We start from the raw sequence: 21,827 nt of genomic DNA on the forward strand, positions 1-21,827 counted from the left end.
TAGGCCGTCCGACGGGGGTAGGCCGTCCGACGGGGGTAGGCCGTCCGACGGGGGTAGGCCGTCCGACGGGAAATTCTACCTGCAGTGCCTACATTCCGTATCTTCCGCAACCGAAAGACTCGATCGTGCGAAACCTCCTAACCCTCCTCCTCCCCGCCCTGCTCCTGCTGGGCTGCCAACAAGAAAAACCTGCAGGCCCCGTCACCCTTGCGCAGGGCAATAGCGTAGTGCTCATCGGCAATAACCTCTGTAGCAGGATGTCCTACTTCGGGCACTTCGAGACGGCCCTCTACCAGGCCTATCCGGAGGCCAAGTTGACGGTGCGTAACATGTGCGACCCCGGTAATACGGCCGGCTTTCGCCCCCACGCCAGCCGGGTTTCTCCCTGGGCCTTCCCCGGCGCGGAGAATTACAACCCCACGGTAAGTAAGAACAGCGACAGTCAGGGCTTTTTCCCTACGGAAGATCAGTGGCTCGACAGCCTCGATGCCGATGTGGTCATCGCCTTTTTCGGCCTCAACGAAAGCTACAACGGCCGGGCCGGACTGACCAACTTCGCCCTCGAACTCGATAGTTTCATCCGCCATACCCAGCAGCAGCGCTACAATGGACAAAGCGCCCCCCAGCTGGTGCTCGTCTCCCCCCTGGCCTACGAGAACTCCTCGGATATGGGCCTTCCCGATGGTGCAGCCGAGAACGAAAACCTGGAGCTCTACACCCAGGCCATGCGCGATATGGCGGCCGATAACGGGGTCACCTTCGTCGACCTCTACACTCCCTCCCAGGAGTGGATGCGGGAGGAGCGCCTCACTACCGATGGTATCACCCTCAACGACACGGGTTACCGCAGACTGGCCGGCTACCTCAGCCAGCAGCTCCTCAACCGCCAGCCGGTGACCGAGGACGAAGAATTACTGGCCGCCGTCAAGCATAAGAATGAGTTCTGGTTGCTTGACTTCAAGATGCCCAACGGCGTGCACGTCTACGGCCGCCGCTTCAAGCCCTACGGCCCCGACAACTACCCCTATGAGATCACCAAGGTGCGGCAGATGACCCGCAACCGCGACCAGGCCATCTGGGCCTACCTGGCTGGCGACGACTTCGACGTGGCTAAAGCTGACGAAGAAACCCTCCCGCTGCCCCCCGTCAAAACCAACTACGAGGTGGAGGCCCCCGAGGACGTCCGCTACCTCTACGGGGAGGAGCTCATGGCTTCCTTCACCGTGGCCCCCGGCTACAAGTTAGCGCTCTTCGCCTCCGAAGAGGACTTCCCCCTACTGGCCAACCCCGCGCAGATGAACTGGGACGACCAGGGCCGCCTCTGGGTCTGTGTCATGCCCAGCTACCCCCACTACAAGCCGGGCGATGCGCTACCGAACGATAAGCTGGTCATCCTGGAAGATACCGATAAGGACGGCAGGGCCGATAACCTCAAGGTCTGGGCCGATAGCCTGCACCTGCCCGTTGGCTTCGAGTTCGCCGAGGGCGGCGTGTACGTTTCCCAGGGCACAAACCTGGTCTTCCTGAAGGACACTGACGGCGATGATGAGGCTGACTACCGAGAGATCGTCATGAGTGGCTTCGATGACCACGATACCCACCACAACATCAGCGCCTACGAGGCCGACCCCGCCGGAGGCATCTACATGGGCGAGGGCGTTTTCTTGCACACTAACGTGGAAACCTCCTACGGCCCCGTGCGAGCCACCAACGGCGGGTTCTACCGCTTCGACCCCAAGCGCCGCCACCTGGAGCGTACCGCCCAGATCGCTATCCCCAACCCCTGGGGCATCATCTTCGACGAGTGGGGCCAACCCATCTTCGCCCACACCAGTGATCCCAACGTGCGCTGGATGCTACCCTCGACGATAAAGAACGTCTACGCCGTCAACAGCCCCATGGCCGACAACCTCATTGAGGAAGATCACATGGTGCGCCCCACCTCCGGACTGGAGATCGTCAGCAGCCGCCACTTCCCCGACGAGGTGCAGGGTGACCTACTGATCAACAACACCATTGGATTTCTGGGCATGAAGCAGCACCGGCTGTACGATAAGGGCACCGGCTTCGAGACGAAGTGGCGGCAGGATCTCTTTACCAGCACCGACGGCAACTTCCGCCCCGTAGATATGGAGTTCGCCCCCGACGGCAGTCTCTACGTCGTCGACTGGCACAACGTGCTAGTCGGCCACATGCAACACAACGCCCGTGACCCGCTGCGTGACCACGTCCACGGCAGGGTATACCGTATCACCTACCCCAGCCGGCCGCTAGTGGAAGAGCCTAAGGTGGCCGACGCGAGCATTCCGGTACTACTGGAAAATCTAAAGCTACCCGAGTACCGTGCCCGCTACCGCAGCCGCCGGGTCCTGCGCAATCACGATAGCAACGAAGTTATGGACGCGACCCGCGCCTGGGTCGCCGGCCTAGACAAAAATGACCCGAACTACGACAAGTACCTCCGCGAGGCCCTCTTCGTGAGCTGGGGCGCTAACCTACTCGACACCGACATCCTGAACGCCGCTACTGAATCTGAAGAACCCCGCCTACGCGCCGCCGCCGCACGGGTGGTCCGGTATATGGGTCACCAGCTGGACGATCAAAAGGAGCGTTTACTTGCCCTTGCCGAGGACCCCGATGGCCGTGTGCGCATGGAGGCTCTCATCGCCTCTACCTGGCTGAATGCCGAAGACGCCGAGGAAGTACTCGCCGCAGTAGAACGGCAGAATAACGATCCCTTCACGAAGACCATCCTCCTCAACGCCCACGCTCAGGTAGCCGGTGAGGAGTATGTCGAACCCACGGGTAGCATCGCCGAAGACCCCGACAGTCCCATCGCCAAGGCCTACGCCCTGGGTGCCGAGCTCTACGCCCAGGAAGGCTACTGCCAGACCTGCCACCAGAAGAACGGCAAGGGCCTCGGCGCCACCGGTTACCCGCCCCTGGCCGGCTCCCCCTGGGTGACGGGCGATCCGGAGCGACTCATCAAGCTAGTTACCTACGGACTCTATGGCCCCCTCGAGGTACTCGGTAAACAGTACGACGGTCAGGTGCCGATGACGGCCTACGGCGGACTGATGAATAATGAGGAGATGGCCGCCGTACTCACCTACGTGCGCAACTCCTTCGGTAACCAGGCCAGTATGATCAAGCCCGAGCAGATCGGTACGGTGCGCACCTCCACGGCCGGCCGCGAGGGCATGTATAAGGCCGAGGAGCTACTTAAGGAGCACCCCATAGAAGTCAAAAAGTAACTTCACCCACACACTACACTACAGATGATGAAGTACCCTGTTAGCCTATTCCTTCTCGTATTTCTTTGCACCTGCGGCCCCGCCACCGACAACACCGTGCAGAATACGACCGACGCGGAGGCCAACGACCGCCCGAAAGTAGTGTTCGTCACCGGCGACGAAGAATACCGCAGCGAGGAGTCCATGCCAATGCTGGCCAAGATGCTGGAAAATAATATGGACGTACAGACCGTGGTCGGCTACTCCCTAGACTCCACTGGCGTGATCGACCCCAACAACCTGTACAGTATCTCGCGGCTCGACGAGCTGGAGGATGCCGACCTGATGGTGGTCTTCGCCCGCTACCGCCAACTGCCCGCCGAGATGGCCAAGAAGATCACCGATTACGCCGAGAGCGGCCGGCCGATGGTAGGCTTCCGTACCGCTACTCACACCTTTAAGTACCTGGAAGAAAAGGACAGCGCGCTGATGACCCTCAACGACGACTGGCCCACGAAGGTGTTCGGACAGCGGTGGATCATCCACCATGGCCACTTCGAAGACGGGCACGGGCGGCTGACCGACGTGACGCTAGCCGAGGGCAAAGAAGATGATCCTATCCTCAATGGCGTCGAGCCCTTCGAGGCCTACAGCTGGCTCTACCACGTGGCCGGTGGTGAAGATGCGCTCTCCGGCGACAGCGACCCGCTGCTGATGGGCCACAGTCTGCGCTCCAAAATCGAGGCCGAGGGCCAGACCGACCGCTACCCCATGGACCAGCCCGTAGCCTGGACCAAGACCTACACCGGCAGCAGCGGCACGTCGGCCCGGGTGTTCTTCACTACACTGGGCCACCCCTACGACTTTAAGGAAGAGCCGATGCGCAAGCTGGCGCTGAATGGTATTTACTGGGCGCTGGGTATGGAGGATGAGATTCCTGAGGGTGGCGCCGATGCTAGCATCATCGGCACCTACGAGCCGAATAACTCGGGCTTCGGCGATCTGTATAAAAAGGGTGTACGGCCGGACGCGAAGTAAGATTGGGTGATCCTATCCAAAACCTGCACGCGTTGCTCGACAGTACGGCCATTTGGCAGCGTACAATCAAGCTGAAGCGGGGCGAACCCCTGGTCCTACCCGGTACCGTAGACCGTAATCTCTACCGCGTAGACCACGGCATCCTAGTCAGTTGCCGGGACGTAGCGGGCAGTCAGCAGTATATGCGCTTCGGGTATGCAGGCGATTACGTGATGTCGCTCGACTCCTACATCACCGGTCAGCCTACAGAGTATACCCTTTTAGCATTGCGACGTACGGAGGTAGCCGTAGCCAGTCATACCGCCCACGAGGCCTGGCTAAGGGAAGACAGCGATCACGCCGCCGCCTGGGAGGCCGGCAAGGCGTGGCTTATCCTGGGACTGATGGAACGCGAGGTGGACCTACTCACCGCCTCCCCCGAAGAACGCTACCGGCGGGTGCTCGCGCGCAGCCCACGGCTGTTTCAGGAGGTGCCTGCCAAGTACATCGCCAACTACCTACGCATGACACCGGAAACCCTATCGCGGCTCAAGAAAAGCGGCTAGATCTTGAGCGAGCGCAAGATCGGGGCGTCGCGCGGCCGGTACCTTTACTGGCATGAAACAGGACAAAACCATCTTCCTGAAGGAGCTACGGGTACGCGCACACCAAAATCTCCAACTGCTAGAAGGCCTCGCGAAATTACCGGAGGAGGCCCTGCAGGCGCGACCCAGCGATAAGGCCTGGACCGCCCTGGAAGCACTCAAGCACATCAACACCTTCAACCGGGCGTATCAGGGCAGAGCTGCCGAGGCGATCCGGCGCAACCAGGCAACGCAAGCGCCGCGAGAGTTTCGCAGTGGCTTTCTCGGGGGCATCATCGCCAACTGGGCCCGTCCGGGGGTTACTACAATCAAACTCCCCGCACCAAGGAAGGTCAACTACCACGGTCGGCCCCTAGACCGCGACGTACTGGAGCAATCCCTCACCGACGCCCGGGAACTACTGGATCTCCTCAACGACGCGGAGTCGGTCGATCTCACGACCACTAAAATCAGCTCGCTGGAGGCCGCCTGGTTCAAACTGCGCCTGGGGGATACCCTGCGCCTGATTGTCAACCACGACTGGCGCCACATCGAGCAGGCCGAGCGCGCCACCCGCGGCGAGGCGGGCATCCGCACAAAATAGTTACGCAAGTTATTTGGGAATATAAGTTTTGGAACTTTGTTGGGCTTTTCTTTACCTTTGCGGCCCACCCGGTGCGGTAGCTCAGTTGGTAGAGCAATGGACTGAAAATCCATGTGTCGGCGGTTCGATTCCGCCCCACACCACCTCCCTCTCACGGGGCCTCGGAGAGGCCTGTCGGAAACTCCGGCGGGCCTCTCCGCTTTTTACCCCCGAAGCCACGCCATGCCCACCACCCCACCCCTCCGCATCGCCGTACAGAAATCGGGCCGCCTGCTGGATGAGTCCATCGAGCTACTCAAGGAATGCGGCATCCGGATCGACAACGGCCGCGACCAGCTCAAGGCCCCGGCCCGCAACTTCAACGCCGAGGTACTCTACCTGCGCAACTCCGATATCCCGCAGTACATTCAGGACGGCGTGGCCGACATCGGTATCATTGGTGAAAACACCCTGATCGAAAAGCAGAAGGACGCCAAAGTGGTGCTCAAGCTGGGCTTCTCGAAGTGCCGGCTCAGTCTGGCCACCCCCCGCGGTAAGACCTACAGTGGTGTGAAGAGTTTGCACGGACAGCGCATCGCCACGAGTTACCCCAATAGCCTGCGCGGTTTTCTCCGGGAAAAGGGTATCGAAGCGGACATCCACGAGATCAGCGGATCGGTCGAGATCGCCCCGAATATCGGCCTGGCCGATGCCATCTGCGACCTAGTCTCCACGGGCAGCACCCTGTTCAAAAATGGACTGGAGGAGCAGGACGTGATCCTGAAGTCCGAGGCCGTCATCGCCGCTAGCCCAAAGATCGACGCCGGCCGGCGGGAGATTTTGGATAAGCTCGTCTTCCGCATCAAGTCGGTCCTAGCCGCCCGCAACCAGAAGTACGTACTGATGAACGTACCCAACACCAATATCCAACAGATCATCGAACTCCTCCCCGGCATGCGCTCCCCCACCGTACTCCCCCTAGCCGAGCAGGGCTGGTCGAGCGTACACACCGTAATCACCGAGGACCGCTTCTGGGACATCATCGACCGCCTGCGCGCCGCCGGGGCCGAGGGTATCCTGGTCGTGCCCATCGCCAAAATGATCGTCTGATGAAAATCTTCGAAGCCCCTAATCCCGGTGAGTGGGAGGCCCTCACCCGCCGCCCCGCCCAGGACCTGACCAAGCTGGAAACCGTCGTGCGCGAGGTCATGCACCGCGTACAGACTGAGGGCGACGCCGCCCTGCGCGACTACACCGCCCGCTTCGACGGGGTGGAGCTGGAGGACTTCGCCGTACCGCAGGAAACACTCGCAGCCGCCGCCGACCAGATACCGGAGGAGCTCCAGCAGGCCATTCAGACGGCCAAGCGCAACATCGAGACCTTCCACCGCGCTCAACGTACCGAAGTCCGCGAGATCGAAACCATGCCCGGTGTCACCTGCTGGCGGGAAAGTCGGTCCATCGATAAGGTGGGGCTGTACATCCCCGGCGGCACGGCTCCGTTATTCAGCACGGTGCTCATGCTGGCCGTCCCCGCCCAGCTTGCCGGCTGCCGGGAGATCGTGCTCTGCTCCCCCCCGAACAAGCAGGGCAACATCCATCCCGCCATCCTGTACACGGCTCACCTGTGCGGCGTCACCCAGGTTTATCGGCTCGGCGGCTCCCAGGCCATCGCGGCTATGACCTACGGCACGGAGTCCGTACCCAAGGTATACAAGCTCTTCGGCCCCGGCAACGCCTACGTCACCGTCGCCAAGCAGCTCGCGCAGTTGCAGGGTTTGGCCATCGACATGCCCGCAGGCCCCTCGGAAGTACTGGTGTGCGCGGACGCGGGTGCAAGGTCCAGTCACGTGGCCGCCGATCTCCTCAGTCAGGCCGAGCACGGGCACGACAGCCAGGTTGTCCTCGTGACCGATTCCCGGACCAAAGCGAAGGATGTCTTGCTACAGCTCCAGGCCCAACTCGAGCAACTCCCCCGCCGGGAGCTCGCCGCTCAGAGCATTGCTAACAGTATGACCCTGGTCTTTCCCGACTGGTCGGAGGCCGCCGACTACGTCAATCTATACGCCCCCGAGCACCTCATTCTAAGCATGGCGAATGCCCGGGAGTTTGCCGCCGGCATCCGCAACGCTGGCTCCATTTTCCTCGGCTACTACACTCCCGAGAGCGTGGGCGACTACGCCAGCGGTACCAACCATACTCTACCCACCTATGGCTATGCGATGCAGTATAGCGGCGTGAGCCTGGATAGCTTCGTGAAGCAGATCACTTTTCAAGAGCTTACCCGGGAAGGGCTTGAGCTCCTGGGGCCTACGGTGGAGGTGATGGCGGAGGCGGAGGAGCTGATTGCGCACCGGGAGGCGGTTCGGCTGCGGCTGCAAGGGGATTAGGGAGTTAAGGGGTTAAGGAGCTAAGGGGTTAAGGGTGGAGATGCTCGCTTCGCTCGTCTTGACTAATATCCTCCGAATTCCGTGATACCTCCAATGACCGCTAGGTCATCCCCTCCGTACCCTCGTTCCTGCTAACCTACGTGCACCTTTGGGTATACCTCAGCGTCCTCTGTGTTGAGCCCGACAACGCCCACGATGCCCGCCTTAACTCCCTAGCCCCTTAACTCCCTGACCCCTTAACCCCCTAACCCCTTGAACATCAAAGCCCTAGTCCGCCCCAACATTCTTCACCTCACCCCCTACTCCAGCGCCCGCTCCGAGTTCAAGGGCAAGGCCGAGGTGCTACTGGATGCGAACGAAAGCCCCTTCAATACCGGCCACAACCGCTACCCAGAACCGCTGTCGACCGACATCCGCACCGCGCTGTCCGAGCTGAAGGAAATTGACCCGGATAAAATCTTCATCGGCAACGGCTCGGACGAGATCGTAGATCAGGTGACGCGGGTGTTCTGTACGCCGGGCCGGGATGCAGTGCACGCGCTACCCCCCACCTTCGGTATGTATAAGGTGGCGGCGGGGATTAACGATGCGGAGTTTCGTCCGCTGAATCTACTGCCGGACTTCTCGATTCCGGTCGGCCCACTCAAGGAAAGCTGGGATGCCCACAGCAAGATCCTCTGGCTCTGTAGCCCCAATAACCCCAGCGGCAACCTGATGGATGCGGCGGTGGTCGAGGACCTGATTCAGAGCTTCCCCGGTATCGTAGTGCTGGACGAGGCTTACATCGACTTCATTCCCGAAGTGAGCTTCCTACCCCGCCTGGATGAGTTTCCGAACCTCATCATCATGCAGACGCTCTCCAAGGGCTGGGGTATGGCGGGGGTGCGGTTGGGCGTGGCCTATGCCTCTCCCTTCATCGTGACCATGCTGCGGGCCATCAAGATGCCCTACAATATCAACGTGCTCACCCAGCAGGCGGCGCTGCGGGCGCTACAGCAGCCGGAGGTGATGGAGGAGCGGGTGGCCTTACTAAAATCCGAGCGGCAGCGACTGGAGCGGGAGCTAGCGCAGTTTGCCTTCGTCGATTACATTTTCCCCTCGGTGACCAACTTCCTGCTGGTGCGCTTTACGGACTCCGACGCGGTGTACAAGTACCTGCTCACCCACGGCATCGTGGTGCGCAACCAGAGCTACCAGCCCAATGCGGCAAACTGTCTGCGGATCACGGCGGGGTTGGTGGAGGAGAACGATCGGCTGCTGGCGGCTTTGGAGGCATTTAACCCGTAAGTTGGGGTCAACTTTTGCGGGTTGAAATTATGTTTTAGGATCATGAGTCGCTACGTTAATCCCTTTACGGACTTTGGTTTTAAGAAGCTGTTTGGTGAGGAGCCGAACAAGGATATCTTGATCGATTTCTTGAATGAGTTGCTGCGGGGCAAGGAAGCTACCATCGTAGACCTTACCTATCTCAAGAACGAAAATTTAGGCAGTGCCGAGAACGACCGCAAGGCCATCTTCGACCTGTACTGCGAGAGTGAGACGGGGGAGAAATTCATTGTGGAGCTACAGAAAACTAAGCAGCAGTTTTTCAAGGACCGCGCACTATACTACGCGACCTTCCCCATTCGGGAGCAGGCGAAAATAAATGATTGGAACTATGGATTAAAGGCGGTTTATCTTATTGCTATTCTTGACTTCGTGTTTGAAGAGGGCAAAAAGGATATAAATAAGCTTCGCTACGATGTACAACTGGTCGATGTAGACACCTGCAAAGTCTTCTACAATAAGCTCACCTTCATTTATCTGGAGATGCCCAAATTCACCAAAGAGCCTGACCAACTATCCAATCGATTCGAGAAGTGGCTTTACGTCATACGTAATCTAGATCGGCTCGAAAACATTCCCACCTCTCTACAGGAACGTGTTTTTGAGCGTCTTTTTGCTGTTGCAGAAATAGCTTCTTTCGATCGATCCCAGCGCAAGACCTATCAGAAAAGCCTCAAATATTATCGTGACTTGAAAAACTCCATCGATACCGCGTGGATAGAAAGTCGTCAGGAAACCACTCAACAGGCGGTACTCAAAGCTCACCAACTGGGACTAGACATTCCCATCATTGCTAAGATACAGAGTATATCTGAAGAGGAAGTTCACCAAATAATTCAGTCACAAGATTCTTAGTTTTTACTGTAGGACTTAATCCCCATGCCCCAAAAACTCCTCCTCCTAGACCGCGACGGCACCCTCATCCTAGAGCCCGACAACTACCAGGTCGACAGCCCCGACAAGCTCGACTTCTACCCCGGCGTCTTCCGCTGGCTGGGACGCATCGTGCGGGAGCTGGACTATAAACTGGTCATGATCACCAACCAGGACGGGTTAGGAACGGACGTTTACCTCGAAGATACCTTCTGGCCCACCCACGAGGTGATGCGCCGCGCCCTGGCCAGTGAGGGTATTGAATTCGTCGAAGAGCTCATCGACCGGACCTACGCTAAAGACAATGCTCCCACCCGTAAGCCTAATACCGGACTGGTCGATAAGTACCGCACCGCAGACTACGACCTGGCGGGCAGCTACGTCATTGGCGACCGCCTCACCGATATGCAACTGGCCAAAAACATCGGGGCCCGGGGCATCTGGCTCGCCACCGACCCCGAGCTCGGCAGCGAGGAACTCAGCAAAGACCAACTGAACGCACTGGAGGACACCATCGCCCTACGCACCACCACCTGGGAGGACATCTACCGCCACCTCCGCCTCGAGAATCGCACGGCCACCGTACGCCGCACCACCAAGGAAACCGACATCCAGATCGAACTTGACCTTGACGGCACCGGCCAGACCGACATCCACACCGGCCTGGGCTTCTTCGACCACATGCTCGACCAGCTCGGCCGCCACTCCGGCTGCGACCTGACGGTAAAGGTGGAAGGAGACCTACACATCGACGAGCACCACACCATTGAGGACACCGCCATTGCCCTCGGCGAAGCCTTCGCCCGGGCCCTCGGCGACAAGCTAGGCATCGAGCGCTACGGCTGGTACCTGCCCATGGACGACGCCCTGGCCCAAGTTGGCATCGACTTCGGCGGCCGCCCCTGGCTGGTCTGGAAGGCGGAATACAAGCGCGAACGCATCGGCGACGTGCCCACCGAGATGTTCTACCACTTTTTCAAATCCTTCACCGACGGCGCCCGCTGCAACCTCAATATCAAAGTGGAGGGCGAGAATGAGCACCATAAAATCGAGGCCACCTTCAAAGCATTCGCTAAGAGTATCAAGATGGCCAAGCAGCGGGACGTGGAGAACATGCGTCTACCAAGCACCAAGGGGGTGTTGTAGTTCGTTTCTCACCAGTGATCCCAAAAACTGCTTGGCTGGTAGTCTGCCTACTGGGCACCACCGTGCTGTGGGGTCAGCAATCTACGCCACTGTCCAACCTACGCGAGCGCACCGTAGCCGTTAACCCCGCCGGACAGCTCGTTGACACCCTCACCATCGCTCCCGGTAGCTTTCAGATCACCGCCCCCTCCGGTCAGCCTATCCCCCAAAATAGCTACACCCTCTCGGGCCGCTTCCTGCGCTGGAACACCGTTGATCTGCCCGATTCGTTGCACCTGCGCTACCGCGCCCTGCCCTTTGCCCTGGACGAGCGCATGCGCCTCATCGACTCCACCCAGCTACGGCGTGAGGAGGCCGGACTGGTCATCGGCGGCTACGATCCCTACGTGCGCTCCGGCCTACTGGACAACGACACCAAGGTGCAGACCCGGGGCAGCTTCAGCCGCGCCATCAGTTTTGGCAACCGCCAGGACCTCGTGCTTAACTCCGCCTTTAACCTCCAGCTCAACGGCGAGCTCGGCAACGGCATCCAGGTGGCCGCGGCCATCACCGACGAGAACCTGCCCGTACAACCCGAGGGCACTACCCAGCAGTTGCGTGAGTTCGACCGCATCTTCATCCAGCTACGCAAGGACCGCACCCAGCTCACGGCCGGCGACTACGAACTGCGCAACCCGGAGGGCTACTTCATGCGCTACTACAAAAAGCTGGAGGGGGCCACCTTTACTACAGCAGCGGGGGGTACGTCAGCAGGGGGAGGGGCCCCTGGTGTAAGTGGTGCAGAGAATGAACCCCAGTTCACCAACTCAGCCAGCATCGCCGTAGCCCGCGGCCAGTTCATCCGTCAGAATATCACCCCGGGGGAGGGCAACCAGGGGCCGTACAAGCTGACCGGTGACGGCGCCCAGCGCTTCCTGATCGTACTGGCGGGCACCGAGCGGGTTTACCTGGACGGAGAGCTACTCGTGCGGGGCCTCGACGCCGACTACGTCATCGACTACAACCTGGCGGAGCTGACCTTTACCACGCGGCGGCTCATCACCCGCGACGTGCGCATTACCGTCGAGTACGAGTACGCCGACCAACGCTACCTACGCACCCTGACCGCCGGTAGCAGCCGTTACGACCGCGGCCGCTTCAGTGCCTACCTCAATCTCTACTCCCAGCAGGACAGCAAAACGGCTACCGGCGACCTGGACCTCAGCCCCGCCCAGCGCGAGGCCCTGAGTCTGGAGGGGGACAGTCAGGATGGAATCGCAGTTCCAAGCATCGATACCCTGGATGGCCGGGCAGAGTTACGCACTACCTATGCACTGCGCGATACGGTGATCGAGTGTGCGGTAGACCAGCAATACCTGGTGCAGAGTAACGACGCCGAGCTAGGCCGCTACGTAGCCACCTTCACCGACCGCGGACCGAACGGCGGGGCCTACGACCTCGACCCCGACCGACCGGGTAACGAACGCGTGTACGTCTTCGTGGGCTACGACGAAAACTGCCGGCCGCTGGGACGCTACGCACCGGAGATCGACCTAGTGCCCCCCCAGCAGCAGCAGCTCTTTGCCCTGGGCGGGGAGTACCGCTTTACGGGGGAGGGGGCCATCCGTATCGAGGGTAGCCGCAGTAAGCTCGACCTGAACCGCTTCAGCCGGCTCAATAGCAACGACGACGTGGGCCATGCCCTACGGGTAGATATGGACCGGACGCTGCCCCTCGGCACGGACAGCAGCGGCTGGGCGGTGGCCGGGCGGGCACGCTACGAGTTCGTGGAAAAGACCTTCACCTTCATCAACCCCTACCGCTCGCCGGAATTTTACCGCAACTGGAATCTGAGCAACCGGCTAAGCACCATTCGACCGGAGGCAGCTACCGAGCAACTTGCCGGGGGTGGGCTGGGCTTGCTGCGACGGGGCGTGGGCCGTATCGACTACGATTACGAGCAATTCGTGCGGGGTGATGACTACAGCGGGCGGCGACACGAGGCATTATTACAACTCGACGTGGCGGGCTGGGAGGCCGCCGGTGCCTTCAGTCAGCTCGATAGCGAGGATACGGAGACTACGGGTAGTTTTCGCCGACCGAGCTTACGGGTGGCCAAAGAACTCACTGGGCTCGGCGGCTGGGAGATCAGCGCGGCGTACGCAGCGGAGCGGAGTGTACGGCAGCAGCTACGGAGTGACACCCTTTCCCCACTGTCTTTCCACTACGACAAGTACGTAGTCGGGCTACAGGCTCCCACCAACGACAAGTACGGGTTCACCCTCACCGCCAATCAGCGCGACGACCGGCTGCCCGACCTGACCGAGCTACGCCGCAGCACCTCGGCCCGCGAGATCGGCGCGGAGGGCAAGTACCAGGCCGGCAGCAACCTGCAACTGGGGGGCAACTTTACCTACCGCTCCCTGGAAGTACCTAGTCCCGACCTGGTCGATGACCCGCCCACCAGCACATTTCTGGGCCGACTGGACGTACGCGCCGATGCCCTCAAGCGCGCCTTTAGTAGCCAGACTACCTACCAGGTCGGTAGTGGACAGGAGCCGCGGGCGGAGTTTCAGTACGTACGGGTGCAACCGGGGCAGGGGCAGTACATCTGGCAGGACAGCCTGTACAACAACGACGGTAAAATCCAGCCCAACGAGATGGAGCTCAGCCCCTTCCCCGATATCGCCGATTACCTGCGCGTAAGCGTATTCAACAATACCTTCATTCGCACCGACAACGTAAGCATCAACCAGCGCTTCAACTGGGATCCCGATCGGCTCTGGAGCAGTAGCGAGGGCATCCGCAACTTCCTGCGCCGCATTGCACTCAATACGGCCGTCAACATCGACCGCAAGACCCAGCAGTCTGATGATATCCAGAGCTGGAACCCCTTCCAACTCGCCGTGGCCGATAGCAACCTCGTGGCCCTGACCGTGCGCCGCCGCCACGGCCTGTTCTTCAACCGCGCCAACCCCCGCTACGATATCCAGCTCAGCAACGGCGAACAGCGCAACCGCCGCGTGCTCACCACCGGCTACGAGAGCAGCCGCCGCGAGGACTGGGAGCTCCGCCTCCGCTACCGTCCCAACGACCAGCTCAGTCTGGAAGCCGCCGGCATTACGGGGCGCCGCGAGTCCGACTCGGAGCGCTTCAACGAGAAGGACTACAAGATCGTCTTTCACCGCCTGGAGCCCAGCGTGAACTGGCAGCCGGGGGAGTTCCGCTTCAGTACTACCATCACCGTGGGCCGCGAGGAGAATACCCTACCCGAGGTAGATGGTGAGTTCACCCTCCGCCGCGAGGTGAAACTCGAAAGCAACTTCCGCAACTTCCTCAACGCCGGCTTCCAGTGGATCCAAATCGACTTCGAAAATGGCAGCTCCAGCAGTCCGGTCGGCTTCGCCCTCCTGCAGGGCCTCCAGCCGGGCCGCAACCTCCTCTGGAACATCAACTTCACTCAGCAGCTCGGCGAGTACCTCCAGCTCAACCTCATCTACGACGGCCGGCAGACGGGGGAGGCGGCTACGGTGCACGTGGGGCGGGCGCAGGTGACGGCGCAGTTCTGAGTTGTTGCGTTTGGTAGTTGTTGGGTTGTTGCGTGACGGTCGTTGGAGGCGTCATAGACGGCACTGTGGCACGTGTACCACGTGACACACGCGACGCCTCCAACAACGGCCACGCAACAACTCAAACTCAATAACCCAACAACTCAAACCGCACGTAGGTGATCGGTTTATGCTTATGCATCCGCTCGTAGTAGGTTTCGGTGGCGAGCTCCGGGATCGGTAGGGGCTTGGCGTAGATGTCATCGTCGTGGTAAAGGACCTCGACCTGGGGCTGAGTGGCGAACTGCTCCAGGGTCCAGTCGTAGAGCTCGCGGCTATCGGTCTTAAGGTGGAGGGGGCCGCCGGGGCGGAGGATTTTGCGGTACTGCGCGAGGAATTGGGGGGCGGTCAGACGGCGGTTTTCCTTGCCCTTCTTCAGGAAGGGGTCGGGAAAGGTGATCCAGATCTCGGCCACCTCACCGGGGGCGAAGAAGTGACTGATGACTTCGATGCGGGTGCGCAGGAATGCGGCGTTTTGAAGTTCCTCCGCCAGGGCAATCTTAGCTCCTTTCCAGATGCGGGCGCCCTTAATGTCAACACCGATGAAGTTACGGTCAGGGTACTGCCGGGCCAGGTCAAGGGTGTACTCGCCGCGGCCGCAGGCTAGCTCCAGGGTGATGGGGCAGTCGTTGCCGAAGTGCTCCGCGGCCCACTTTCCGCGTAGGTCTAGCTCGGCACCGTTGAGCCCGGTCAGTTTAGGTTTTGCGGGGTCGAAGCTCTCGTATACGTTGGGGAAGCTGAGGTTTTCGGCAAATTTTTGGAGCTTGTTGCGACCGGGCATGGGGGCGGGAATGGATTGGGGGCGCAAAGGTACAGTGAGTGTATGCGTGGTGCTTCGCAGTAGCGCTGCGCGCTATTTTGAAGGGGGGGATCTAGCACAGATTGCACAGATTAACACAGATTTTGCACGGACTCTATTTATCTTTTTGATCGTAGGGCCTTCACCTAGTACCGCAGGTACAAGCCTCTGTTTACCTCCCTCCAACGATGGCTCTGTGAAACTCTTTGTGGCTTACATTAGGGGCCCCTCCCCTAATGACGCATAGGCGCTCTGTGGTGAGCCCCCTACGCCCCCAACAACCGATGATACTTCCGCGCAAACTCCCCCCGCCCATTACTCCGCGGAAAAGCTGCCGCCGGCACCGGCACCCCCAAAAACGTACACAACGGCTCCCACCCCTGTCGCACATTAAAAACCAGTAGCCGCTCAGACGGAACAGTAGCCTGAATACGCGCATTCCAGTCGTGGAAGAACTGAATGGCCCGGGCCCTGCGCACCACCTCGTCTTCGGCGTCCAGCTGCCAGAAGCTGCCGGCGAGCTGGGCCACTTCGAGGAGCTGACGCTGGCGGCGCGAAAAGGGCAGTTTAAGCGACATACGGATCTTACCCCCCAGGCTCGGCTCGGCATCCAGGATGGTAGCACGGGCACTGGTATACCAAGATGCTTCATCACGAACGGTGAGAATGCACTTGGCCCGGGGATAGTGCCTTAAAATAGGCTCGTGGTAAGCCACGGTAGGAAAGTCGACCGCGGCCCCGTACCCCTTAAAGAGGCAGTCAAGGTCAGTGTGGCCAGCCGTGTGGAGCTCCTTCCAGTGAAAGATATCCCGGGGCTGCGCCAGTAGGGTATCCATGTGATAACACTTGCCAAATCCGAGCTGCTCGAGGGCCAGTTTGAGGGAGAGCGTACCGGTACGTCCCAGTCCAAGACCGATTACTTCGAGTGCCATACGGGGTGTTTACAGTCGGCATATCGCTTTTGTTCCCTGAGCTTTGCACCCGCGTCCGCGCCCCCTGTTGCGTAACAAAAAGCACCCGCCCATGCCCACCCGTGCCTACCAGCAAGCCGTATTCGATATCGTGGAAGACCTCAAGGCCTACCGGGCCCGGCAAGGAGACAATTTTCGCTACTCCGACGTGTACGACCAGGCGGGCAACCAGTACGTGAATCTGGTGCAGGAGGGCGGTGGGATACTGGGCATCGCCCTGGTGGGCTTCACCTACGTGCTGGAGGAACTCGGACTGCGCTTCCTCAGCCTGGGGGGTACCAGCGCCGGCTCGATCAATACCCTGCTGATGGCCGATATGGGGCAGCCGGCGGAGAAAAAGAGCGTGCGCATCCTGGAGCGGATCGGCGAGAAAAATTTTATGGACTTCGTGGATGGGGGCTACGATGCCGAGCAACTCACCCAGGCCATCGAGTCGGGCAACCGCATCAAGCTGTACCTGCACTTGATGACGAACTTCGCCGAGATTAAGGGCGACCTGGGCGTAAACTCTGGCGACCACTTTGAGCAGTGGCTCACCGACACCCTGACCCATAGGGACTGGCAAAGCCTGGAGCGCAACCTGCGCGACCTGCCCGAGGGACTGGTCTACGTGACCAACTACGGCAAGCGCCGCCGCCCCCTGAGTGTCGAGGACGTGAACCCGCAGATTGCCATCGTAGCCGCCGACATCACCACCCAGACCAAGGCGGTCTTTCCCCGCATGGCCCCGCTCTACCACGCCGCCCCCGCCGAGCAGAACCCGGCAGCCTGGGTGCGAGCCTCGATGTCGATCCCCTTTTTCTTCGAGCCGAAGCGCGTAGCGATGGACTGGGCCCGGGGCCGCGAAGACGAGGTGCGCCGGGCCTGGCGCCGGGTGGCCGACTACACCGGCGAGCTGCCGGAGGAGGTGCTCTTCGTGGACGGGGGTATCATGTCCAACTTTCCCATTGACCTATTTCACGAGGCGGATACCATCCCGCAGCGGCCCACGATCGGGGTGAAGCTGGGTATCGACCGCACCCACGCCCGGCCCATCCACAACCTCACCGATTTTCTGGGCAGCATGGCCGACGGGGTGCGCAACCTCCGCGATTTCGAGTTCGTGCGCAACCACCCGGAGTATAAGGACCTGGTCGAGTACATCGACGTAGAGGACCTCAACTGGATCAACTTCAGCATCACGGAAGAAGAGAAGCTCAAACTCTTCCGCCAGGGGGCCCGGGCCGCCAGCCGCTTCCTACGCCGCTTCGACTGGCCGACGTACAAGGAGAACATCAAGGCCAAGCTACTCCACCGCATTAAGCCCGTCATGTGGGAGCTCAGCGACCTGCGCGACCTCGGCGAGACCCTGGAAGTACTAGGCATCAACGACGATCAGGAGCTGGAAGCAAAGATTAAGCGCATCCGCGACCGTCCCACGCCCTACAACGTGCTCTGGATCGACGACGCCTTCACCTACGCCCTACCCCTGGCCATCCTCGAACGGCTGCATGCCTACTGCTACACGGTGCGCTCCAGCGACGAGGCCCTCCAGCGCCTACTGACCAACAACAAAACCAACACCGACCCCGCCAAGCGCATCGACCTCATCATCAGCGACCTCACCCGCCAGGAAGACTCCGGCCGCGACCGGCTGCGCGGCCTCGACTTCGCCGCCCTCCTCACCGAAGACCCCGACTGGCGGGACATCCCCGTCCTCATCTACGCCCACACCCGCGAGGACCTTGTGGAGCGTTACGGCGAGCCCCTACCCCCTAATATCATCAACCGCCCCGGCCGCAACACCATCGTGCACCGCCACCTCGTCGAGCAGGTCGTCGAAGGCCTCAGTGCAATTGCTCCTTATGCCTGACCTTTGCCCCGCCTCCCGCAGCGCCGCTAGGCGCTGGCCTCCGTTAACCTCCCTATCACGACGGCTCTGTGCAACCTCTGTGAATCCCTCCGTGTGGCCGTAAGGCCATCTGTGGTGAACCCTCCAACACCTACCACACTCCCCCCACCGTGAAGGACCTTCTCCACCAAGTCCGCACCTACTTCTCCGGCAACCCCTACCAGGAGCTCCTAGCCGCCGCCTGGCACTACGCCCGCGGCATGCGCGGCCGCTACCTACTCATCTACGCCATGTTCACCTGCGTGAATCTGATCATGTCCCTCCAGCCCATCGTCTTCGGCTACTTCATCAACTACCTGCAGGCCGGGGAGGGGGACCTCATCACCGCCACCTGGGTGTACGGCGGGGCCTACCTGGCCATCATCCTGGGCCACTGGGCCTTTCAGTGGCCGGCCCGCCTCATGGAGCGCCGCATGGCCTACGACATCAGCCGCCGGCTACTCACCGAGACCTACGACCGGGTGGTGCACCTGCCGCTCGACTGGCACCGCCGCCACCACTCGGGTGACACCATCAACCGTACGCGCAAGGCCTACGAGGCGCTCAAAAACTTCTTCGACAACGGCTTTACCTACTTTCAGACGTTGGTGCGCATGCTGTTTGCCATTGCGGCCATCCTGTACTTCTCCGCAATTTTTGGCGGGGTCGCGGGTGCAACGGGGGTGCTGATCGTACTCACGGTGCTGGCCTTCGACCGGCCGATCATCGCGGCCACGATCGAGAATAACGAGCGGGAAAACGATCTGCTAGCTGGCCTGACGGACAACCTCGGCAACATCATCACCGTCACCACGCTCCGGCTGGGCCGGCAGACCTCCAAGCGGATCGACCGGCTCGTCCGCGCCGTGTGGCCGCCCTTTCTGCGCAACACCAAACTCAACGAAGAAAAGTGGTTCACGACCAGCATTCTGATCGGGGTGATGTACGTGGTGATCGTGATCGGGTACGTGTACCAAAACTACGTGCCGGGCGAGGTTTTTCTGGTGGGTGGACTGGTCACGCTCATCGGTTTCGTTAATCAGTTTGCGAATATGTTCAATGCACTGACCGGGCAGTACAATACCGTGATCCGGCTGCGGGCTGACCTGGCAGCCATCGACCCCATCACGGAGGCCTACGGGCGGCGGTCGCGACCGAGTCTGCCCGTCGGCACGGCGGTAATCAAGGACTGGCAGGAGATCCGAGTCGACGATCTCCAGTTCGTCTATGATCAGGAGAACGACGACAGTCGGGGGCTGAGCGACATCCGGCTACGACTCGGGCGGGGCAAGCGCATCGCCTTCATCGGGCCCAGTGGCAGCGGAAAGACAACCTTACTCTACAACCTCCGGGGACTGTACCCGCCGGACTACATCGCGCTGCGCTTCGATGACCGCCCCATCGACACCCCCGCCCAGTTGTACGAGCAGACGACGTTGATCCCGCAGTCACCGGAGATCTTCGAAGATAGCATCCTGCATAACCTACTAATGGGCATCGCCCGTAAGCCGGCCGCCATCAAGCGGGTGATCCACCTGGCGGCTATGGAGGACGTAGTAAGCAAGGCGGAGAACGGACTCGATACCGTGCTCTCCGAGGGCGGGGCTAACCTCAGCGGCGGGCAGCGGCAGCGGCTAAGCATCGCCCGGGGCCTGCTGGCGGCGGAGTCCTCCACCCTGCTGCTGCTGGACGAGCCGACCAGTAGTCTCGACCCCCAATCGGAGGTGCTGGTGTACGAGCGCATCTTCGCGGCCTATCCGGATAAGACTATTGTGAGTACCCTGCACCGACTGCACCTGCTGCGGGAGTTCGATTATATCTACTACCTGGAGGACGGGCGGGTGCGTAGCGAGGGTACGCTGGAGGAGTTGCTGGCAGATAGTGGGGCATTCCGTGAGCTTTACGAGCAGCAGGTGGCCCTGTAGCTCAGTACCGCGCCGGGCGGTCACCAGGTAATGCATTATTAATGAACTCCCGTAGATCCTCATTAGCCGCCTCCAGGTCCGGCCGCCTCAGGTACATCATGTGTCCGCTCTCGTAGCCCTTGAAGCTCAGCCGGTCGCGCATCCGCCCGCTGGGGTCCAGGTGCCAGAGGCTGTACTTGGCGTCGTAGTAGTTAGTGGCTCCGTCGAAGTAGCCCGACTGGATCATCACGTTCAGGTAGGGATTCTGGGCCATGGCCTGGCGGAGGTTGGGGCCGGTCTGATTACCCGAGCGATCCCAGGGGTAGACCGGCCCGAACATATTGTACTGTAAATCGGTCCGAAAGCCCAGCTCCTCCCGCAGGTAGTAGTTGATGGCCGGGGTGAAGGAGTGGAGCCAGCTGGTGAGCTCGCTGTTGTAATCGGGCGAGTCTCCGGCGGCCATGGCGTCCATGCCCCGGTAGCGGCTATCGAGGCGGCCTACGGTATAGTCACCCGCCTCCGTGCCGCGCAACAGGTGCTTCCAAAAGTAGTCGGTGGTGGGCATCAGGTTGTTATCCAGCCACTCCTGAGCGTCAAGGCCGGAGTAGCGGGCGGCGGTGGTAGCCACCTGCTGGCGTTTATCCTCGGCTAGGTTCATGCCGGAGGCCAGGGCGGGGAGTAGTTCGTCGCGGGTGTAGGTCTCTACCTCGGCGAGCATGTCTTCTAGCTCCCGCTCCTGCAGCTCCGGGGGGAGCTGCCGGTGGTACCAGGCGGCGGCGGCGAAGTACGGCAGGCGGTTGGCGGCTTCCACGATCCCCTCGCGGGGGATGCCGATCTCGGTGGGCGAGACCAGCACCACGCCGTTCAGGTACATCCAGCGGGCGTTCTGTAGCTCCAGCGCGAGTCCGGAGACGCGGGTGGTGCCGTAGCTCTCCCCGATCAGGAACTTGGGCGAGCGCCAGCGGTCGTGCCGGCTTACCCAGTTGCTGACCCAGTCGGCCAGGTACTCGATGTCCTGGTTCACGCCGAAAAACTGCTCCCGGTCGGCCCCCTCCACCATTCGACTGAAGCCGGTATTGACGGGGTTCACGAACACGATATCGGTCACGTCCAGCACCGAGTAGGGGTTATCGCTCACGCCGTAGGGCTGCACGGGGTAGCCCTCGGGGTCGATGTTGAGGGCCTTGGGGCCGGTGTAGGCCAGGTGCATCCACACAGAAGCTGAGCCCGGCCCGCCGTTAAAACTGATGAGTAGGGGACGGTTGGGATCGTCACTATCCGTACGTAAGTAATAGGTGTAGTGCAGCCCGGCGGTCACTTTGCCGGTATCGTCGTACACGGGTTGTACGCCAGTCTCCACGCGGTACGGTACGGGCTGGCCCCTGATGGTCACCTGGTCCGTGGAGAAGATCATCGTATCCAGGGGGAGGTGGCGGCTGTGCTCCTGGGCGGTGAGGGGCAGCGTGGTACTTGCGAGCAATAGTAAGAATAGCAGGTCTTTCATCTTGTGGGGAATATCTGCTAATGTAGGCTACCTATGGTTC

General features: G+C 60.8%; 15 protein-coding genes and 1 tRNA gene. 13 read left to right on the forward strand and 3 right to left on the reverse strand.

The window, feature by feature from the left end:
• Positions 1-125: 125 nt before the first annotated feature.
• The 11 genes from ACOOHD_RS11940 (at position 126) to ACOOHD_RS11990 (ending at position 14,700) form a co-directional block, all read left to right on the forward strand.
• Positions 126-3,254 (forward strand): PVC-type heme-binding CxxCH protein, encoded by a 3,129-nt coding sequence (locus tag ACOOHD_RS11940; protein ID WP_420458109.1) that lies wholly within the window; start codon positions 126-128, stop codon positions 3,252-3,254.
• A gap of 24 nt (positions 3,255-3,278) precedes the next feature.
• Positions 3,279-4,271: a ThuA domain-containing protein gene (locus ACOOHD_RS11945; RefSeq protein WP_420458110.1), complete on the forward strand. Its 993-nt coding sequence runs from the start codon at positions 3,279-3,281 to the stop codon at positions 4,269-4,271.
• Positions 4,272-4,303: 32 nt separating this feature from the next.
• Complete coding sequence (locus ACOOHD_RS11950) at positions 4,304-4,816, forward strand: Crp/Fnr family transcriptional regulator (RefSeq protein WP_420458111.1); 513 nt, start codon at positions 4,304-4,306, stop codon at positions 4,814-4,816.
• A 52-nt stretch (positions 4,817-4,868) separates the two neighbouring features.
• Positions 4,869-5,438 (forward strand): DinB family protein, encoded by a 570-nt coding sequence (locus ACOOHD_RS11955; protein ID WP_420458112.1) that lies wholly within the window; start codon positions 4,869-4,871, stop codon positions 5,436-5,438.
• A gap of 70 nt (positions 5,439-5,508) precedes the next feature.
• Positions 5,509-5,581, forward strand: a tRNA-Phe gene (locus ACOOHD_RS11960).
• A gap of 79 nt (positions 5,582-5,660) precedes the next feature.
• Complete coding sequence (gene hisG / locus ACOOHD_RS11965) at positions 5,661-6,527, forward strand: ATP phosphoribosyltransferase (protein WP_420458113.1); 867 nt, start codon at positions 5,661-5,663, stop codon at positions 6,525-6,527.
• Entirely contained in the window at positions 6,527-7,807 is a 1,281-nt protein-coding gene (gene hisD / locus ACOOHD_RS11970; RefSeq protein WP_420458114.1) for a histidinol dehydrogenase, read from the forward strand. The genes hisG and hisD overlap by 1 nt, the downstream gene beginning before the upstream one ends.
• Before the next feature lie 252 nt (positions 7,808-8,059).
• Positions 8,060-9,094 (forward strand): histidinol-phosphate transaminase, encoded by a 1,035-nt coding sequence (gene hisC / locus ACOOHD_RS11975; RefSeq protein ID WP_420458115.1) that lies wholly within the window; start codon positions 8,060-8,062, stop codon positions 9,092-9,094.
• A gap of 42 nt (positions 9,095-9,136) precedes the next feature.
• Entirely contained in the window at positions 9,137-9,988 is an 852-nt protein-coding gene (locus ACOOHD_RS11980) for an Rpn family recombination-promoting nuclease/putative transposase (RefSeq protein ID WP_420458116.1), read from the forward strand.
• A 24-nt stretch (positions 9,989-10,012) separates the two neighbouring features.
• Positions 10,013-11,152: a bifunctional histidinol-phosphatase/imidazoleglycerol-phosphate dehydratase HisB gene (hisB, locus tag ACOOHD_RS11985; RefSeq protein ID WP_420458117.1), complete on the forward strand. Its 1,140-nt coding sequence runs from the start codon at positions 10,013-10,015 to the stop codon at positions 11,150-11,152.
• A 14-nt stretch (positions 11,153-11,166) separates the two neighbouring features.
• Complete coding sequence (locus tag ACOOHD_RS11990; RefSeq protein WP_420458118.1) at positions 11,167-14,700, forward strand: hypothetical protein; 3,534 nt, start codon at positions 11,167-11,169, stop codon at positions 14,698-14,700.
• A gap of 127 nt (positions 14,701-14,827) precedes the next feature.
• Here the strand turns inward: ACOOHD_RS11990 and trmB are convergent, their stop codons facing one another.
• Positions 14,828-15,547 carry a tRNA (guanosine(46)-N7)-methyltransferase TrmB gene (gene trmB, locus ACOOHD_RS11995; protein ID WP_420458119.1) on the reverse strand — a complete coding sequence of 240 codons (720 nt, stop codon included), beginning with the start codon at positions 15,545-15,547 and terminating at the stop codon, positions 14,828-14,830.
• A 257-nt stretch (positions 15,548-15,804) separates the two neighbouring features.
• Positions 15,805-16,470 (reverse strand): sulfotransferase family protein, encoded by a 666-nt coding sequence (locus ACOOHD_RS12000; RefSeq protein WP_420458120.1) that lies wholly within the window; start codon positions 16,468-16,470, stop codon positions 15,805-15,807.
• Between the two features lie 91 nt (positions 16,471-16,561).
• On the opposite strand from ACOOHD_RS12000, the gene ACOOHD_RS12005 reads away from it, so the two are divergent.
• Positions 16,562-18,361, forward strand: a complete 1,800-nt coding sequence (locus tag ACOOHD_RS12005) for a patatin-like phospholipase family protein (RefSeq protein WP_420458121.1) — start codon at positions 16,562-16,564, stop codon at positions 18,359-18,361.
• Positions 18,362-18,510: 149 nt separating this feature from the next.
• Positions 18,511-20,304, forward strand: a complete 1,794-nt coding sequence (locus tag ACOOHD_RS12010) for an ABC transporter ATP-binding protein (protein WP_420458122.1) — start codon at positions 18,511-18,513, stop codon at positions 20,302-20,304.
• 1 nt (position 20,305) lies between these two features.
• On the opposite strand, the gene ACOOHD_RS12015 is transcribed toward ACOOHD_RS12010, so the two are convergent.
• A complete protein-coding gene (locus ACOOHD_RS12015) occupies positions 20,306-21,787 on the reverse strand; it encodes a S10 family peptidase (protein WP_420458123.1) in 1,482 nt (493 codons plus the stop codon).
• Positions 21,788-21,827: the final 40 nt, after the last annotated feature.

The sequence above is a fragment of the Neolewinella sp. genome (assembly GCF_965214665.1).
GTDB lineage: Bacteria > Bacteroidota > Bacteroidia > Chitinophagales > Saprospiraceae > Neolewinella.

Bases quoted from the DNA above. Each gene is read 5' to 3' on its own strand.
- ACOOHD_RS11945 (WP_420458110.1), top strand. From the start codon at position 3,279: ATGATGAAGTACCCTGTTAGCCTATTCCTTCTCGTATTTCTTTGCACC.
- ACOOHD_RS11955 (WP_420458112.1), top strand. From the start codon at position 4,869: ATGAAACAGGACAAAACCATCTTCCTGAAGGAGCTACGGGTACGCGCA.
- hisG (WP_420458113.1), top strand. From the start codon at position 5,661: ATGCCCACCACCCCACCCCTCCGCATCGCCGTACAGAAATCGGGCCGC.
- hisD (WP_420458114.1), top strand. From the start codon at position 6,527: ATGAAAATCTTCGAAGCCCCTAATCCCGGTGAGTGGGAGGCCCTCACC.
- ACOOHD_RS11980 (WP_420458116.1), top strand. From the start codon at position 9,137: ATGAGTCGCTACGTTAATCCCTTTACGGACTTTGGTTTTAAGAAGCTG.
- hisB (WP_420458117.1), top strand. From the start codon at position 10,013: ATGCCCCAAAAACTCCTCCTCCTAGACCGCGACGGCACCCTCATCCTA.
- ACOOHD_RS12000 (WP_420458120.1), bottom strand. From the start codon at position 16,470: ATGGCACTCGAAGTAATCGGTCTTGGACTGGGACGTACCGGTACGCTC.
- ACOOHD_RS12005 (WP_420458121.1), top strand. From the start codon at position 16,562: ATGCCCACCCGTGCCTACCAGCAAGCCGTATTCGATATCGTGGAAGAC.
- ACOOHD_RS12015 (WP_420458123.1), bottom strand. From the start codon at position 21,787: ATGAAAGACCTGCTATTCTTACTATTGCTCGCAAGTACCACGCTGCCC.